The organism is Gordonia malaquae NBRC 108250, assembly GCF_000344135.1.
GTDB classification, from domain to species: Bacteria; Actinomycetota; Actinomycetes; order Mycobacteriales; family Mycobacteriaceae; genus Gordonia; species Gordonia malaquae.
Map to the genome: position 1 here is coordinate 13,056 of NZ_BAOP01000044.1, position 15,810 is coordinate 28,865.

General features: G+C 66.2%; 15 protein-coding genes. 3 read left to right on the plus strand and 12 right to left on the minus strand.

Going from position 1 to position 15,810, the window contains the following annotated elements; translation table 11 throughout:
• Position 1: 1 nt before the first annotated feature.
• Both GM1_RS19575 and GM1_RS19580 read right to left on the minus strand, forming a co-directional pair.
• Positions 2 to 865 carry a segregation and condensation protein A gene (locus tag GM1_RS19575; RefSeq protein WP_008381785.1) on the minus strand — a complete coding sequence of 288 codons (864 nt, stop codon included), beginning with the start codon at positions 863 to 865 and terminating at the stop codon, positions 2 to 4.
• Positions 862 to 1,761 (minus strand): ParA family protein, encoded by a 900-nt coding sequence (locus GM1_RS19580; protein ID WP_008381787.1) that lies wholly within the window; start codon positions 1,759 to 1,761, stop codon positions 862 to 864. Before GM1_RS19580 ends, GM1_RS19575 begins: the two co-directional genes overlap by 4 nt.
• A gap of 266 nt (positions 1,762 to 2,027) precedes the next feature.
• Here GM1_RS19580 and GM1_RS19585 point away from each other — a divergent pair, with 266 nt between their 5' ends.
• The 3 genes from GM1_RS19585 to GM1_RS19590 all read left to right on the plus strand — a co-directional run bounded on the left by GM1_RS19585 (position 2,028) and on the right by GM1_RS19590 (position 4,376).
• On the plus strand, positions 2,028 to 3,095 hold the full coding sequence (locus GM1_RS19585; protein WP_008381790.1) for a DUF222 domain-containing protein: 1,068 nt from the start codon (positions 2,028 to 2,030) through the stop codon (positions 3,093 to 3,095).
• A complete protein-coding gene (locus tag GM1_RS21770; protein ID WP_008381792.1) occupies positions 3,092 to 3,424 on the plus strand; it encodes a hypothetical protein in 333 nt (110 codons plus the stop codon). The genes GM1_RS19585 and GM1_RS21770 overlap by 4 nt, the downstream gene beginning before the upstream one ends.
• 226 nt (positions 3,425 to 3,650) lie before the next feature.
• On the plus strand, positions 3,651 to 4,376 hold the full coding sequence (locus GM1_RS19590; protein WP_008381794.1) for a hypothetical protein: 726 nt from the start codon (positions 3,651 to 3,653) through the stop codon (positions 4,374 to 4,376).
• 145 nt (positions 4,377 to 4,521) lie between these two features.
• Here GM1_RS19590 and xerD read toward each other — a convergent pair whose 3' ends face one another.
• The 10 genes from xerD to GM1_RS19640 form a co-directional block, all read right to left on the minus strand.
• Positions 4,522 to 5,451: a site-specific tyrosine recombinase XerD gene (gene xerD, locus GM1_RS19595; protein WP_008381796.1), complete on the minus strand. Its 930-nt coding sequence runs from the start codon at positions 5,449 to 5,451 to the stop codon at positions 4,522 to 4,524.
• A complete protein-coding gene (locus tag GM1_RS19600; RefSeq protein WP_008381798.1) occupies positions 5,451 to 6,083 on the minus strand; it encodes an NUDIX domain-containing protein in 633 nt (210 codons plus the stop codon). Before GM1_RS19600 ends, xerD begins: the two co-directional genes overlap by 1 nt.
• Complete coding sequence (pyrG, locus tag GM1_RS19605) at positions 6,080 to 7,813, minus strand: CTP synthase (protein WP_008381800.1); 1,734 nt, start codon at positions 7,811 to 7,813, stop codon at positions 6,080 to 6,082. The genes GM1_RS19600 and pyrG overlap by 4 nt, the downstream gene beginning before the upstream one ends.
• A 101-nt stretch (positions 7,814 to 7,914) precedes the next feature.
• Positions 7,915 to 8,844 carry a copper transporter gene (locus GM1_RS19610; RefSeq protein WP_040520801.1) on the minus strand — a complete coding sequence of 310 codons (930 nt, stop codon included), beginning with the start codon at positions 8,842 to 8,844 and terminating at the stop codon, positions 7,915 to 7,917.
• Between the two features lie 19 nt (positions 8,845 to 8,863).
• Positions 8,864 to 10,048, minus strand: coding sequence for a putative cytokinetic ring protein SteA (steA, locus tag GM1_RS19615; RefSeq protein ID WP_008381804.1), 1,185 nt, complete (start codon positions 10,046 to 10,048; stop codon positions 8,864 to 8,866).
• 120 nt (positions 10,049 to 10,168) lie between these two features.
• Positions 10,169 to 11,911 (minus strand): DNA repair protein RecN, encoded by a 1,743-nt coding sequence (recN, locus tag GM1_RS19620; RefSeq protein ID WP_008381805.1) that lies wholly within the window; start codon positions 11,909 to 11,911, stop codon positions 10,169 to 10,171.
• A gap of 6 nt (positions 11,912 to 11,917) precedes the next feature.
• Positions 11,918 to 12,868 carry an NAD kinase gene (locus GM1_RS19625; RefSeq protein WP_008381807.1) on the minus strand — a complete coding sequence of 317 codons (951 nt, stop codon included), beginning with the start codon at positions 12,866 to 12,868 and terminating at the stop codon, positions 11,918 to 11,920.
• Positions 12,869 to 12,888: 20 nt separating this feature from the next.
• Positions 12,889 to 13,743, minus strand: coding sequence for a TlyA family RNA methyltransferase (locus tag GM1_RS19630; protein WP_008381809.1), 855 nt, complete (start codon positions 13,741 to 13,743; stop codon positions 12,889 to 12,891).
• The gene (locus tag GM1_RS19635; RefSeq protein ID WP_008381811.1) at positions 13,743 to 14,030 is read right to left on the minus strand and encodes a hypothetical protein; all 288 of its coding nucleotides are present in this window, start codon (positions 14,028 to 14,030) and stop codon (positions 13,743 to 13,745) included. Before GM1_RS19635 ends, GM1_RS19630 begins: the two co-directional genes overlap by 1 nt.
• A gap of 12 nt (positions 14,031 to 14,042) precedes the next feature.
• Entirely contained in the window at positions 14,043 to 15,788 is a 1,746-nt protein-coding gene (locus GM1_RS19640) for an HAD-IIA family hydrolase (RefSeq protein WP_008381813.1), read from the minus strand.
• Positions 15,789 to 15,810 lie beyond the last annotated feature (22 nt).

Below are 15,810 nucleotides of genomic sequence, written 5' to 3' on the forward strand. Positions count from 1 at the left end.
CTCACCCATAGTCTTCCGTGGTGTCGATGTCGATCTCGTCAGTGTCGCGGTCGCTGGTCCAGACCACTTTGAGTTCGCCGAGCGCCTCCGGCTGGGAGAACAGCACGGCTCGTTCGCGATACAGCTCGAGCAGACCGAGGAATCGTGCAACCACTTCGAGTCCGCTCGTGCATTCCGCGACGAGCTGGGAGAAGCTGAGCCACTCCCCCTTGGCGTCTGCCAGGAGCTCCGACAGTCGCTTGGCCTGTTCCGGCACGGACACCGGCGACCCGTGGAGGTGGTCGAGACCGACGGTCGGAATCGGTTTCGGCGCGATCGCCGCCGCGGCGATCTGCGCGAACTGTGCGGCGTCGACGCCGATCTTCACCTCGGGCAGCAGGTCCACGTAGCGGTCCTCTAGCGATACCGCGCGCGGATACCGTTGCAGTGCAGCGGCTTCCAGTTCGGCGAACAGTACAGCGACCTGCTTGAAGGCTCGGTACTGCAGCAGTCGCGCGAACAGCAGATCGCGGGCTTCGAGCAGCGCGAGGTCTTCCGGGTCGTCCACTTCGCCGGAGGGCAGCAATCGCGCGGCCTTCAGATCGAGCAGGGTCGCGGCGATCACCAGGAACTCGGTGGTCTGCTCGAGGTCCGAGTCTGGACCGAGCGCCTTGGTGTAGGCGATGAAATCGTCGGTGACCACATGCAGAGCGACTTCGGTCACGTCGAGCCGGTGCTGGCTGATCAGGTTCAACAGCAGGTCGAACGGCCCGGTGAAATTGGTCAGCTTGACCGTGAACTTCCCGTCATCCGCCGGGTCGGCCCCAGCAGCATCTTGAACGGCACCCCCCTGGGCCGCCTCGTCGATGACGGGGGTCTGCGTCACGTGCGCGTTTCGTTGTGGGCGATCACCTCTCGCGCAAGGCTCCGGTACGCGGCTGCGCCCGACGACTTGGGCGCCCACGACGTGATCGGCTCACCGGCGACCGACGTCTCGGGGAACCGGACGGTCCGGTTGATGACCGTGTCGAACACCGCGTCGCCGAACACTTCGACCACACGTTGCATCACGTCTCGCGAGTGAAGGGTGCGCTGGTCGTACATCGTGACCACGATCCCGCCGAGTTCCAGCCGCGGGTTGAGGCGGTCGTGCACCTTGTCGATGGTGTCGGTGAGCAAGGCGAGCCCGCGGAGACTGAAGTACTCGCACTCCATCGGGATCAACACGTTGTCGGCGCACGCCAGCGCGTTGACAGTCAGCAGCCCCAGAGAGGGCTGGCAGTCGATGAGGATGTAGTCGTACCGATCGGCCACGGGGTGCAGTGCACGGGCCAGCGCCTGCTCACGACCGACCTCGGTCACGAGCTGGATCTCGGCTGCCGAGAGGTCGATGTTCGACGGGAGCAGGTCGAGCCCGTCGACTCGAGTACGCATCAACACGTCGTCGGTCGCCGCGTACGGCGGCACGAGGAGATTGTGGACGGTCTGCTCGAGTTCGTGGTGCGGCACTCCGAGTCCGGCGGACAGAGCGCCCTGTGGATCGAGGTCGACGAGCAGCACGCGTCGTCCGGCTTCGGCCAGCGAAGCTCCCAGGTTGATGGTCGACGTCGTCTTGCCGACGCCGCCCTTCTGGTTGCACATCGCGAGGATGACTGCCGGGCCGTGCTTGTCCAGCGGCGCCGGATCCGGGATGTCGCGGTAGGGACGGCCGGTTGGTCCGAGCTTGTCAGCGGGGACGTCGAGCTCGCCCTGCGTCGCCTTGGCACCGGCTTTGTAGTCCACCTGTCCGATGCTCCTTCTCAGTCTCCGACGGTCCACTGGCAATCCTAGAGGGTCGCCGCCCGAAGGGGTGCGACGCCGTCGGCGAGCCGCACATCCTTCATGGCGACCGGCCGCAAGAACCCCGGCGCAGCTCCCCTCGATCTAGTCGAGAACACTTCCCTCACACTCCTTCAATTGCCTATTGCAGACATTCGGAATGAGCGCTACGATTAGAACATCAGTTCGAGTTTCTTCTACCTCACCTACAGGTCGAAAGGAGTCCCACCATGGCCAGCACCATCACCGGTTCGCTCGGAGTCGACACCTCGGGCAACGACTTCGACGATCTCGGTGCGGTCCGAACCCTCATCGCCGATGAGGCGCACCTGGCGTGGCGTCGCCTGCGGATGATCGGCGAGATCGCCGCTCGACGCGAGGCCGCGGCGGCCGACGGCGACGACATGCTGCTGTTGAATGGCACCACCGTGCTCGGCGCCGAGGTCGCCGCTGTCATGTCGGTCGGCAAGAGCACCGGGTCGGCCCTGGTCGAGGTGGCACTCGACGCCCGTGACCGCCTCCCGCGCGTCGCAGGCCTGCTGCGCGACGGTCTGATCTCCTTCGCCACCTTCCGAACGATCGTCATGCAGTGCACGGCAGTCGAGGACGCCGAGAGCATCGCGGCCATCGACGCAGACCTCGCGCAGGAACTGCGCGACAGCGGGGCCGTCTCGTGGAGCACCGGCAAAGACACCGCTCGGCGGATCGTCGCCGAACACGACCCCGACGCCGAGCAGGTCCTGCTCGCCAAGAAGGCCATCGACGCCGACGCTGCCACCCTGACCTGCACCGACGACCCGAGGTCGGTCGGCGCACGCCGCTCGGACCTGGCGATCGCCCGGCTCACCGGCACCACGTTCGGCTGCACCTGCGGCAACACCGACTGCCCCGCGGCGGCAACGGCCGCCGAGATCGGCGAACGGTTCGCCACGGTGATCGTCCACGTCATCGCCGATGCGACGACCCTCAACGGAGAGTCGACCACGGCGGGCTGGATGGACGGAACGGCGTCATCGACTCTCACCACGCACGCGAGATCGCCGCCCGGCCCGGCACTGTCATTCGGCCGCTCGATCTCACCGCCACCACCGCTCGGCCGGCCGACTACCGGCCCGGTGCGGCCGCGGACACCGCCTCCCGCGCGGTGCACGGACGATGCACCGTTCCCGGCTGCACCCGGACGGCGTGGGACTGCGATCTCGACCACGTCACCGAGTTCAACCACGACCGCCCCGCAGCGGGCGGCCCGACATGCCCGTGCAACCTCGGCCCGAAGTGCCGGTTCCATCACCTGGTGAAGACCCATGTCGACGGCTGGCTCGACGACCAGATCACCGACGCCAACGGCGTCATCTGGACCGAGACGACCACCCCGTCCGGCCATACGATCCGGGCTCGAGCCCGTAACTATTGGCTCCTACCGGGTCTGGGTCTTCTGCCGTGCCGTCACGGCGCCCCGACTGACCCCGGCATCGACACCAGTGTGGCCCCGACGCGCAGCAAGACTCGCACCCAGGTCAAACACGCCTACCGCATGCGACTGCGGTCACGCCGCCGGTTCGCCCGCGCCTGCGCGGAAGCGGAACGCCAAGTGGAGTACGACTCCGCCGGACCACCACCTTTCTGAACTCAGTGCGATCGGGCTCCACGACAACTTTGAGCACTCGCCGACAACGACTTCTCCCGCATCCTGCGCCTAGTCGCGCAGTACTGTCTCAGTCGCGATTCCTCAACTCTAGGATTGCTCAGCGGCGGCAAGCGAAACGACCCCTGTCCGACAACACGCGCACTAGGACTCGCACGACCAGAAAAGGCCGTCTGCGTCAGCAGGTTCAGCATGGAGGTACTCGGTTATGAGCTCCGAGGCAGTAATGACTAGTAGCGAGATCGAGCATCTCCGTGAAGCTCAAATAGTGATGTATCACGGAACCCGGGCCAGTGCAGCTGTCGAGATTGCGCGCAGCGGGTTTACGTCTGTCCCTGTCGAAACCCAGATCGAGGCGGTCGTCGTCGAGTCGGGATTTGACGTAACTCAACTACGAACAGACCTCACAAAACACGGGCGATTCGCAGTCCTTGACCCTCGCGGCCACGGCGACGTCTTTGTCACTGGCGACCGGGCGCGGGCAGGAAGCTACGCGAGCAGAGGCCCGGAAGCACGTTGGGAATCTCTATGGTCGGCGTTCCGGCTCCAGCATGATCTCGGGCATGACTGGAACGCCTCCGACGAAGGCCACCTCTGGGTGATGGCTCAGGACTTGGAAGATCCTGCGGTTGTCGTAGAGTGCGTGACCACCATTGGTGCTCTGCGTGACAAGCACGACACTCCAGCGACCGAGATGCTCGCCCGATTGATCGCATCGGGTGACACCATCGACGGCGCGATAGAGTACATCTCTCGACGCGCCGAATGGCGTGTCGGACCCCGCAGGATTTCGTTCGTCAGCGCCGAACACGTGCCGTTTCGCGTAGGCCACCAGCTGATGCTCTTCATGGACGGTGGAAGTCAGCAATCGTTCAACGACAGGCTCAGCGCAGGGGTTCTGGGGTGTCCCCGCGGGCTACCGCCAGACGAATGAGCCATGGTATCCGTTCGATCGAGTATGGGGGCTTCTCAATCCATCACGTCAGGCGGCGCTCGAAAGCCTTGTCGGTAAACGGATCGCACCGCTTACGACGGCACGAAGTGAGACACCCCGCGATGCTTGACTAGGATCGTTCGGTTCAGCGTGCGCGAGGATGCGCCGTGGCGTACACCTCGCGCATCGTGGTGACGGTGACGAGCGTGTAGACCTGCGTGGTCGTGACTGAAGAGTGCCCAAGAAGCTCTTGGACCACGCGGACGTCGGCCCCACCGTCAAGAAGATGGGTCGCAAAACTGTGTCGCAGAGTGTGCGGCGAGACGTCCTTCGTGATGCCCGCCCGGTCGGCAGCGTCAACGAGGACCTGCCAAGCGCTCTGCCTCGACAGTCGTCCACCCCGAATGTTGAGGAAGAGCGCGGGTGTCCCCTTCTTGACCAGAGCAGGTCGGCCACGCACGAGATACGCATCCACCGCGGCGAGCGCCGGACGACCGACCGGAACGATCCGCTCCTTGCCTCCCTTGCCCCGCAGTACCACGGCTCGATGCTCCACATCGATGTCGTCGACGTCGAGCGACGTGACCTCGGAGATACGGGCGCCACAGCTGTACAGCAGTTCGAGCAGTGCCCGATCACGGAGGGCACGAGGGCCGTCCGACGTTCCCGCGGCATCGAGGATCGCGAGGACGTCGTCCACCGGCAACGACTTCGGGAGTCGCCGAGGAGCCTTCGGCGGCCGGACGGCATGGGCCACGTCATCGGACACAAGACCTTCCGCCGCCGCGAACTTGTGGAAACCACGCGCCGCGATCAATGTCCGCGCCACCGAGCTGTCCGCGAGAGGCGCCACCTCAGCGGCAGGATCGCCGCGCCGGAGCGCAACGAGAAACTCTCGAACCGTGTCCTCGCGGACATCGGCCAGGTCAGTCACTCCCCGCCCGGCCAGGAACTCTTGGTAGCGGCGCAAGTCGCGGCGGTACGACGAGATCGTGTTGACGGCAGCGCCCCGCTCCACCGTGAGGTGATCGAGGTAGGCAGCCACCGCGTCGTCGACGCCGGACCGGCCCGCCATCAGGAGCTCCGACGCGTCTCGAACGCAGTCGGTCTGTCACGCCACACTTCGTCGACGCCTCTGAGGTCGGCGGCCGTGGCGTCGGCGGCAGCCAACGCGAGGATCCCCGCGACCGCGGTGGCGTTGACGATCTCTCCGGACAGAGCCAGCCCGACCGCCTCCGACAGCGGGTACCACTCCAGAGCCAGGTCTGCTTCTTCGTGCTCGCGCTCCGCCTCGGGAAGCGCCGTCAGATCCTCGGCGAGATAGACGCGCAACGCCTCGTCCGTGAAGCCCGGCGACACGTCGAGGTCGACAAGCACGCGCCACTGCGCCGCAGCAAGATCCACTTCTTCGGCGAGTTCCCGTTTCGCAGCGTCAAGCGGCTCTTCAGACGGGCCTCCGTCGAGGAGTCCGGCGGGGATCTCCAACAGTCGACGACCGACGGGGTGCCGATACTGGCGGATCAGAGCAACCCGCCCCTGCTCGTCACGTGCGACGACGGCCACCGCACCGTGGTGTTCCACCACTTCGCGGCGTGCCGTCCGGCCGCCCGGCATCTCGACGTCGTCGAGGCGCAGCGACAGGATCGCACCCGAATAGACGGTCTCCGACCCCACGGTCCGGAAATCGTGCGATCCGGGCCCGCTCACTCTGCGGCCTGGACCTGATCGTCCTCACGGTCCGGCGCGTCGTATCCGTCGAGCTCAACCGGAAGCCGGGTCGCCTGCTTGTAGCGCAGCGCCGCGTCGATCAGCGACTTGAACAGCGGATGCGGACGGGTCGGGCGGCTCTTGAGCTCCGGGTGCGCCTGCGTGGCGACGAGGAACGGGTGCACGTCCTTCGGGTACTCGACGAACTCGACGAGGCGACCGTCGGGTGAGGTTCCGGAGAACACGAGGCCGGCTTCGGCGATCTTGTCGCGGTAGTCGTTGTTGACCTCGAACCGGTGACGGTGACGCTCGCTGACATCGGTGGAACCGTACGACTTCGCGACCTGCGAACCCGGGATCAGAGTGGCCGGGTATGCGCCGAGACGCATGGTGCCGCCCAGGTCGGCGTCGCCTGCGACGGCTGCCTCCTGATCGGCCATGGTAGCGATGACCGGTGACGGGGTCTCCGGATCGAACTCCGTGGAACTCGCGTCAGAGAGTCCAGCCGAGCGCGCGGCTTCGATGACCACACACTGCAGTCCGAGGCACAGGCCGAGCAGCGGGATCTTGTTCTCGCGGGCATAGGTGATGGCGCCGAGCTTGCCTTCGATTCCACGGATGCCGAAGCCGCCGGGAACCAGAATCGCGTCCACGTCTCGAAGAGCGGTGTTGGCGCCTTCGGGAGTCTCGCAGTCGTCCGACGGCACCCACTTGATCTCGGTGCGCGCACGATGGGCGAAACCGCCTGCACGGATGGCCTCGGTCACCGACAGGTAGGCGTCGGGCAGGTCGATGTACTTGCCGACCAGTGCAACGGTGACGGTCTCACGCGGATTGTGGACCCGCTCGAGAAGATCGCCCCACACGGTCCAATCGACGTCGCGGAACGGCAGCCCGAGCTGGCGGACGACGTATGCGTCCAACTGCTCGGAGTGCAGCACCTTGGGGATGTCGTAAATCGACGGAGCGTCAGGCGTCGAGATGCAGCCGTCGACGTCCACGTCGCACATCAACGCGATCTTCTTCTTCAAGCCGTCCGGAACAGGCCGATCGCAGCGCAGGATCAGGGCGTCCGGCTGAATGCCGATGCTGCGGAGAGCCGCGACCGAGTGCTGCGTCGGCTTGGTCTTCAGCTCACCCGACGGCGCGAGGTACGGAACCAGCGAGACGTGAAGGAAGAAGACGTTGTTGCGGCCGAGGTCGTGGCGGATCTGGCGGGCCGCTTCGATGAACGGCAGCGACTCGATGTCGCCGACGGTGCCGCCGATCTCGGTGATCACCACGTCGGGGGCCTCTCCCGACGAATCCGGCTCGTGCATGGCGAGCATCCGCGCCTTGAGTTCGTCGGTGATGTGCGGGATCACCTGCACGGTGTCGCCGAGGTACTCGCCGCGTCGTTCCTTCGCGATGACCGTCGAGTACACCTGACCGGTCGTCACGTTGGCGGTACCCGACAGGTTCCGGTCGAGGAAGCGCTCGTAGTGACCGATGTCGAGGTCCGTCTCGCCGCCGTCCTCGGTGACGAACACCTCACCGTGCTGGAACGGATTCATCGTTCCCGGATCGACATTGAGGTACGGATCGACCTTCTGCATCGTGACACGCATGCCGCGTGCGGTGAGGAGCTGACCCAGGCTCGAAGCGGTGAGACCCTTGCCGAGCGAGGATGCGACACCGCCCGTCACGAAGATGTGCTTGGGACTGACACGCTCGGAACGCAGTGATCGCAAATGATTCTCCCGTCGGGGTGTATCAGGATTGCCGAATACCTGATGACCTACGGGACTTCAGCCTAACAGGGTTTCGCGCGGGTGTGCGCGACACGCCGCCGTCATCGTGCAGGTTCGGCTCCGACCGTGATGGCCGTCGCACCGGGGCCGGTGCCGAAGGCGCCCGAACGGCCCGCGAGCTCTTCGCCGAGCGCCAGGATCGTGGTCAGACGCCCGGTTTCGCGGTCGACGTTGTCGACAGTCGAGACAGCGTTGCGGAGCGCCGGATCGGACCGCACGACGCCGATCGGCGAACCGCCCTCGGCCGAGCCTGTGCGCCCGACCAGTGCGCCGCCTTGTCCTCGCATCGCCATCGTGGCTGCGAGCCTGCCGACGAGTTGTCCCTGCGCGCCGGAGTTCTCGCCCATCTCTCCACCTGCAACCACCAGAACGAGGTCGGCGGGCTTCACAGTTCCGTCGGCGAACTCGATGAACTCGCCCCCGCGCAGGGTGTCGAGCACCGTTCGCCGATCGGCGTCCGATGCCGCACGCTGCCCACTCCGATGCAGCAGCGTGACGCCGAGCAGGTCGCCGGTTCGTGATCCGGAGTCCGTGAACTCGACGCGCAGCTGGGCGCCGGTCGGAATGGACTGGTCGATGACCGTCCGCAGTTTGGACGCGTTCTCGTCACGGATGAACGAGGTGGTGAGTCCGATCTGGCCGGCGAACGTCGCTCCCGCGTCGTTGAGCAGTTCCTTGAGCGCCGTCACATCCGCATCAGCCGCGTCAGGCGCCGTGACCACGAGCACCGACTTGTCTTTCAGCACGTCCTTGGTGAGTCGGCCGCCTATCGCGGATGTGAAGCTGTCAGCGGAGTTGACCTGAGCCGACAGGTCGTCTCGCTCGTCCTGCAGGGAACTGATCCTGTCGCGATCGGTGCCGGTGAGCGCGTTGACACGATCACCGATGAAGCCCGACCCCAGGAAGAGTCCCAACGCTAGCGCGAGAAATACCGCGATCAACGAGATCGCGTGTTGACGCATAGTGATCATTTGGTGTTCCACACAACTTTCATTTGGTGTTCCACACCCCGGAGATCCACTCGACGAACACATTCCAGCGGTCGACGATCCAGCCGGTCATGTCACTGCCGCCCTGCGTGATGATGACGGTCGCGATGATCGCGATGAGCGCCGCCAACATCAGCATGGCGATGGCGGTTCCACTCACCCGACTGCGGTAGAGAGTCGAGACCGCTTTCGCGTCGACGAGCTTGGGGCCGACCTTCAGGCGGGTCAGGAACGTCGACGGGATCTGATCGCGCAGTTCACGATCGAAGAAGTCGTTGAGTGAACCGCCGAGGCCGGCTGTCACGATGAGGTCCGCGCCGTGGAAGTCGGCGAGGAGCAGCGCAAGATCTGCGGCGGAGCCGGCGGCGGGAAACGTCGTCGCCCCGACCCCGAGGTCTTGAATGCGTTCGAGCCCCGGAGCATGACCGTCCGGGTCGGCGGGCAGGACGAGTTCCGCACCCGACTTGAGAGTGTCGGTGTCGATCTCGTCGGGGTCGCCGACGACGATCGCAGGACGGTATCCGGCCTTCATCAGGGTGTCGGCGCCCGCACCGACACCGATCATGATCGGCTGATACTCCTTGATGAACGGCTTGAGCGCCTTCAGATCCGCGCCGCGACCCACACCTTCGGCGACGACGACCACGTGGCGGCCTTCGAGTTTGCAGCGCACATCCGGGATGCCCACGCCGTCGATGAGCAGCGGCGACTCGCTGCGGATGAACTCAATGGTATTGCCCGAGAACGCTTCGAGGTGGTCGACGAGACCGGTCTTCGCGTCGAGCATTCGATCGGCGACGATGCGCTCGTCGAGTTCCTCACCCCGCGCCACGACACGATCGCCGACGTACAGGCGCGCATCGTGCACGCGCACCTTCTGTCCGTCCTTGATTCGCGAGAAGATCTCGCCGCCGACGTTGTCGAGCAGGACGATGCCCGACGCCGCGAGCACCTCCGGACCGAGGTTCGGATAGCGACCTGTGATCGACTCGCTGACGTTCACAACGGCCGCGACCTTCGCTTCGATCAGCGCGTCGGCGGTCACTCGGTCGAGATCGACCTCGTCGAGGACGGCGATCTCGTCCTCGCCGATCCTCTGCAGGAGTCGTTTGGTGTTCTTGTCGATCCGCGCAATGCCGATCAGACCGGGAAGAACTTCGGTGTTCCGCGATAGCAGGGCAGGCATCCTCATGACTGCCATGGTGGGCCGGTCCGCCGACGATGACCAGGAGGCGCGCCGTAACTCAGGAAACTTTAATCACATCAGTCACATGCGCCTCGGCCTGTCGAGTTCAGTTCCGGCACCTCACTGCTCCGCCCGGGCGGCCTCCGCCGTCTGGAGAAGCTCCTCGGCGTGCGCCCGCCCCGTGTCCGAATCACCAAGTCCAGCAAGCATTCTCGCCAGTTCAGAGACTCGGGCGGCGCGATCGAGTGCGGTCAGGGTCGATCGCTGTCGACCTGCGGACCCGCCGCCTTCCTTTCCGATCAGCAGGTGATTGTCGGCAAAAGCGGCCACCTGCGGCAAGTGAGTCACCACGATCACCTGATGCCGACGGGCGAGACGTGCAAGACGTGCACCGATCTGGACGGCAGCACCGCCACCCACTCCTGCGTCGACTTCGTCGAATACCATGACCGATCCCGAATCGGGTTCAGCCAACACCACTTCCAGCGCAAGCATCACGCGAGACAGTTCACCGCCTGACGCGGATTTCGCAATCGGGAGCGGTGCGGCGCCCTTATGCGCGACAAGGCCGAACTCGACGACGTCGGCGCCGTGTCCCCCGGCGTGCGCCTGCGTCCCGTTGATCTCGACCGCCAGCCGGGGATCGTCCGCGGGGCGCAACGAGACGACGACAGCGAGCTCGCTGCCACCCATCGCCAGCCCTGCCAACTCGACGGATACCTTGGCCGCCAACGACTTCGCCGCCTTCGACCGTTGCGCGTGAAGCTTGGTGGCCAACGCTGCGACCTCATCGCGGATGCTGAGCGACGACGCCTCCAACTCGTCGATCCGCGACTGCGGATCATCGATCTCGGTGAGGCGGCGTTGCGCCTGCTCCTGCCACTCGAGCACACCGTCGACGTCGGCCGCGTACTTGCGCGTGAGAGATTTGAGTTCGGCCTGCCGGGTCAAGAGCGAGTCGAGGTCCGCGGCGTCGTCCGGCAGTCCAGCGAGGAAGCCGGTCAGCTCGTCGCCGATGTCGCCGACCACGGCCAGCGCCTCTTCGATCCGAGGGCGCAAGTCGCGCAATGTCTGATCGGCGGCCGACTCCAGAAGCGAGCGGACGGTGCCGAGCGCGTCGACCACCGAGCCGGTGTCACCCGCCACGATCCCCTGCGCCTGCGATGCGGCACTGCGGATGTCCTCCAGATCGGTCAGCCGTCGAACGATCTCGACGAGTTCCGCGTCCTCACCCGGAACGGGCTTCACGGCGTCGATCTCCTCGAGTCCGAACCGCAGACGGTCCGCCTCCTGCGCCATCTCCCGTGAGTCGGCTCGCAGTCGATCGAGTTCGTCGAGGACCCGCACCCACTTGTCACGGGCCTGCCGGTACTTCGCCAACGTCTTCGCCGCAGCGTCGCCCGCGTACCGGTCGAGCGCCGCCCGCTGCTGGTCGCCCCGGATGAGCCTGAGTTGATCGTTCTGGCCGTGAATCGCAAGGAGTTCCCCGGTCAGCGCGCCGAGAGTGCCTACCGGAACGCTGCGGCCGCCCAATCGCGCACGCGATCGTCCGTCGGCGCTCACCGTGCGGGACGCGATGACAGTGTTGTCGTCGTCGACGTCGGCCCCGGTCTCGTCGAGCAGCTCGGTGATAGTCGCGCCGTGGTCGTCGGGCAGACGAAAACGCCCTTCGACGATGGCCCGGTCGTCGCCGGTTCGCACGCGGCCGGCGTCGGCGCGTCCGCCGGAAAGCAGCCGCAGACTGGTCACGATCATCGTCTTGCCCGCACCGGTCTCACCGGTGAGTGCGGTGAATCCGGGATGGAACTCGGCAGACGCCGACTCCACGACGCCGAGGCTTGTGATCGACAGTTCTTCGAGCACCGCGGCTCAGCTCCTCCCCCGCCAACCCGTGACGGGCAGCGAGAACTTCGTGACGAGTCGGTCGGCGAACGGCTCGGAATCGATCCGCACCCAGCGCAGGGAACGCGGAGCGCGCACCACCTCGATGCGCGAACCCGCGGGCACATCGATGACACGCCGACCGTCGCAGAGCGCAACGCCGTCGCGGCCGCCACGGTGGATCTCCACCGCCACGCGCGAGCGCGGTGAGGTGACCATCGGGCGGGCGAACAGGGCATGTGCGTTGCTGGGCACCACGAGGATCGCCTCCAGGTCCGGCCACATCACCGGGCCGCCTGCCGAGAACGCGTACGCGGTGGATCCGGTCGGCGTCGCGACGAGAAGGCCGTCGGCGCCGAACGCCGAGACGGGTCGGCCGTCGACTTCGGTGACGAGCTCGAGGACTCCGCTCTTCGCCTTGTTCTGGATCACTACTTCGTTCAGCGCCCAGGTACGGCTACGTGGCGCCGGTGCTCCGGGGTCGCTGACCGTCACGTCGAGGACCATTCTGTCCTCCACGCGGTACCTGCCGGAGATCAGCATGTCGAGCATCTCGTCGACGCGGTGCGACTCGGCCTCGGCGAGGAAACCGATATGACCGAGGTTGATGCCCATCAGCGGCACGGACGACGGATAGGCGAGTTCTGCGGCGCGCAGGAACGTGCCGTCGCCGCCGAGGACGATGACGATCTCACAGCCCGCCGCGGACGCCGACACGGGATCGGTCACGTCGATGTCGGCCCCGGTGCGGCGCAGGATCTCGGGGTCGATGGGATCGGCTGCCGCGGTCTGGTCCGGGTGACCGGAGTCGTGCAGGTCGTGGTCGACCAGGCGAACCGCGACCCCGGCGTCGGCGCATCGTTTCGCGATCGTGGTCAGGGTGGTCGTGACCGCGTCTCGACCCGAGTGCGCGACCACCATGAAGGTGCGGTCTGACATGCTGGCCCCGCCTTCGGAGTTCATTCGGGACCGTCGGCGACGGCCTGGAGGATCATCTGCCACACGTCGTCGTCGATCGGCGGCACCTCAACGGTATCCGCAGGCCCGGACGACGTACTCCCAGTGTCCGTCTTCCGCAGCCACAGGAAGTACTCGACGTTGCCCGACGGTCCCGGCAGTGGGCTCGCGACAACACCGCGGGTCGTGAGTCCGAGCGTCCGTGCCGTCCGGGCGACGTCCGCGACCACTTCTGCGCGTAGTGCCGGGTCTCGGACGACTCCTCCAGATCCGACGCGGTCCTTGCCGACCTCGAACTGCGGCTTCACCATCGGGAGTGCATCACCGCCGACGGCGAGACACGCCGCGAGCGCGGGCAGCACGAGGCGTAGCGAGATGAACGAGAGGTCGCCGACGATGAGGTCGACCTCTCCTCCGATCGAGTCGGCCGTGATCGTTCGGACGTTGGTGCGATCGTGGACGTGGACGCGGTCGTCAGTCTGCAGCTTCCACACCAGCTGGCCGTAGCCGACGTCGACGGCTTCGACCTCTCGGGCTCCTCGACGCAGGAGCACATCGGTGAAGCCGCCGGTGGACGCGCCCGCGTCCAGGCAGCGCTTTCCGTCGACGGAGACTCCTCGAGGTTCGAACGCCTCGAGGGCGCCGAGCAGCTTGTGAGCTCCTCGAGACGCCCAGTCATCGGTGTCCGGCTCGGTGACAAGCACCGGAGTGTCTCGTGCGACGTTGGTCGCGGCCTTGGAGGCCACGGTTCCGTTGACTTTCACTTTGCCTGCGTCGATCAGCTCACGGGCCTGCTCACGCGAACGGGCGAGACCCCGGCGGACCAGCTCTGCGTCGAGGCGTGCACGAGCCGCCATCAGCGTGCGTCCTCGAGAGCCGCCGACAGTGCGTCGTGTGCCTGAGTGAGCAGTTGAGCCTGCCGAGACACTGCGCCGAGGTCGAACTCGTCTCCGACGACGGCGGAGATCATCGCTGCTTCTTCGAGGAGTTCGTCCACTGCGCCTGACACTGGATGATCTGCAGGATCACCCGGTTCTGAGTTGCGCTGAGCTGCCTGTGCGGCCATCGCCCCGGGTGACGGACGTTCCGGTGTGCGACCTGTGTGCGCAAAACCTGTCTGGGTGGGGTCTGCCTCGGAGTTCATAACGTCTCCAGGCTAACGCAGGGCGGCGAGACCGACCGCCTCGAGTGCTTCTGCCGCCGTGTCGTCCTCGGCCGCGATACGCAGGTCACGCGTTCCGACATCAGCGGTCCAGACTGCGTGCGCCAGGGTTGGCAGAAGGGCGAGCGGATCGCTCGCACCGCGTGATGCGACAGTGACGTGCTCGTCGATGACCTGCACTCGCCAATCGTCGTGTGGTCCGATGCGCAGGGATTCCGCATCGGACGCGAGCCCGGCGAGGCCGTTCGCGGCGACGTATGTCGGACGGCAGTTCGGGCCTGCAGCCAGCATGTCGACGGCAGTCGACACCCCGGTCAGCACGAGGAGGCTGTCGAGACCCACGGTGTGCGCGCCTGCGATGTCGGTGTCGAGTCGGTCACCGACGACAAGTGGACGACGGCCTTCGCCGCGCGAGAGGGCATCGCGCATGATGGGTGCCGCAGGTTTGCCCGCGACAAGCGGTTCGGCACCGGTTGCCGATTTGACCGCGGCGACCATCGAACCGTTGCCGACGAGAAGTCCTCGTTCGTTCGGCAGTGTCGTGTCGACATTGCACGCGACCCAGACGGCCCCGTTTCGCACCGCGAGCGCCGCTTCGGAGAGCTCGGCCCACCCGGTGTCCGGTGAGTGCCCCTGTACCACCGCGGCCGGGTTGTCGTCAGCGGAGTCCACGACGACCAGCCCACGGGCGCTGATCTCGTCGCGGAGGCTTTGTGCACCGACGACGAGCACCGTGCTGCCCGCCGGAACTCGCTCTGCGACAAGCGTTGCGCCGGCCTGTGCGCTTGTCACGACTTGGTCGGAGTGCGCCGAGAAGCCGAGCGCGGCGAGGTGATCTGCGACCTCGTCCGGAGAACGGCTCGCATTGTTCGTCACGAACAGGACTCCGGCCGCGGCATCGTTCACGGCCGACACTGCATGCGGGAGCGCAGACGCTCCGGCGAAGAGGGTGCCGTCCAGGTCGAAGAGAAGTGTGTCGTAGTGGGCTCCGAGACTTGTCGACTCGGTCCCAGAGCCGGCGTCTTTGCCGTCGACGACGCCGTCTGTGGACTCCGGCTCAACGGCTGTGAGGTCCATGAGCCGGAATTCGGCGTCGGTGAGGTCTTCTACGTCGGCGGCAGCGGCATTCTGGAACCAGGTCAATGCATCTGCACGCCGGCCGGCCGCTTCGAGTGACGATGCGTAGGCGTAGAACAAGCGGGCGGCGTCGCTTCCGACACGTCCGGGACGCAGATCTCCGGTCTCGAGGAGTGCGACCGACCGCTCGGGCTGACCGAGATCGAGGCACGCTCCGGACGCGACGATGAGCATCTCGAGTGCTTCCTCGCCGGTCAGGGCGCGCCCGTCTTCGCTCTCGGCGATCTCTACTGCCCGTTCAGGCCGACCGAGGCCGCGCTCGCTGTCGGCGATCAGCGGCAACAGTTCGTCGGCGCCCGTCATGCGGCGTGCCGCACGGAGTTCGGTGATCGCTTCCTGCCACTCTCCGGCGTTGTACGCAGCGATCCCGGCGGTTTCGCGGATGACCCCGACACGTGCCCCTCGCGCTCGTGCGGCACGCGCGTGCGCGAGTGCCGCATCTGGGTCTACCCCGAGCAGGTCTGACGCCATCACCAGGTGTCGAGCCACCCGATCCGCAGTGGTCCGATCCAATGCCTGGAGATCGCGGCGGATCTCCGGATCCAGGTCCGACGCAGACACATCGTCCGGCAGTGTCGGCTCGTCGCTGTGGGGCTTGCTCATGTCGTCCAATCTACCCGGGTGC

Bases quoted from the DNA above. Each gene is read 5' to 3' on its own strand.
- GM1_RS19585 (WP_008381790.1), top strand. From the start codon at position 2,028: ATGGCCAGCACCATCACCGGTTCGCTCGGAGTCGACACCTCGGGCAAC.
- GM1_RS19590 (WP_008381794.1), top strand. From the start codon at position 3,651: ATGAGCTCCGAGGCAGTAATGACTAGTAGCGAGATCGAGCATCTCCGT.
- xerD (WP_008381796.1), bottom strand. From the start codon at position 5,451: ATGGCGGGCCGGTCCGGCGTCGACGACGCGGTGGCTGCCTACCTCGAT.
- GM1_RS19610 (WP_040520801.1), bottom strand. From the start codon at position 8,844: ATGATCACTATGCGTCAACACGCGATCTCGTTGATCGCGGTATTTCTC.
- steA (WP_008381804.1), bottom strand. From the start codon at position 10,048: ATGCCTGCCCTGCTATCGCGGAACACCGAAGTTCTTCCCGGTCTGATC.
- GM1_RS19625 (WP_008381807.1), bottom strand. From the start codon at position 12,868: ATGTCAGACCGCACCTTCATGGTGGTCGCGCACTCGGGTCGAGACGCG.
- GM1_RS19630 (WP_008381809.1), bottom strand. From the start codon at position 13,743: ATGGCGGCTCGTGCACGCCTCGACGCAGAGCTGGTCCGCCGGGGTCTC.
- GM1_RS19635 (WP_008381811.1), bottom strand. From the start codon at position 14,030: ATGAACTCCGAGGCAGACCCCACCCAGACAGGTTTTGCGCACACAGGT.
- GM1_RS19640 (WP_008381813.1), bottom strand. From the start codon at position 15,788: ATGAGCAAGCCCCACAGCGACGAGCCGACACTGCCGGACGATGTGTCT.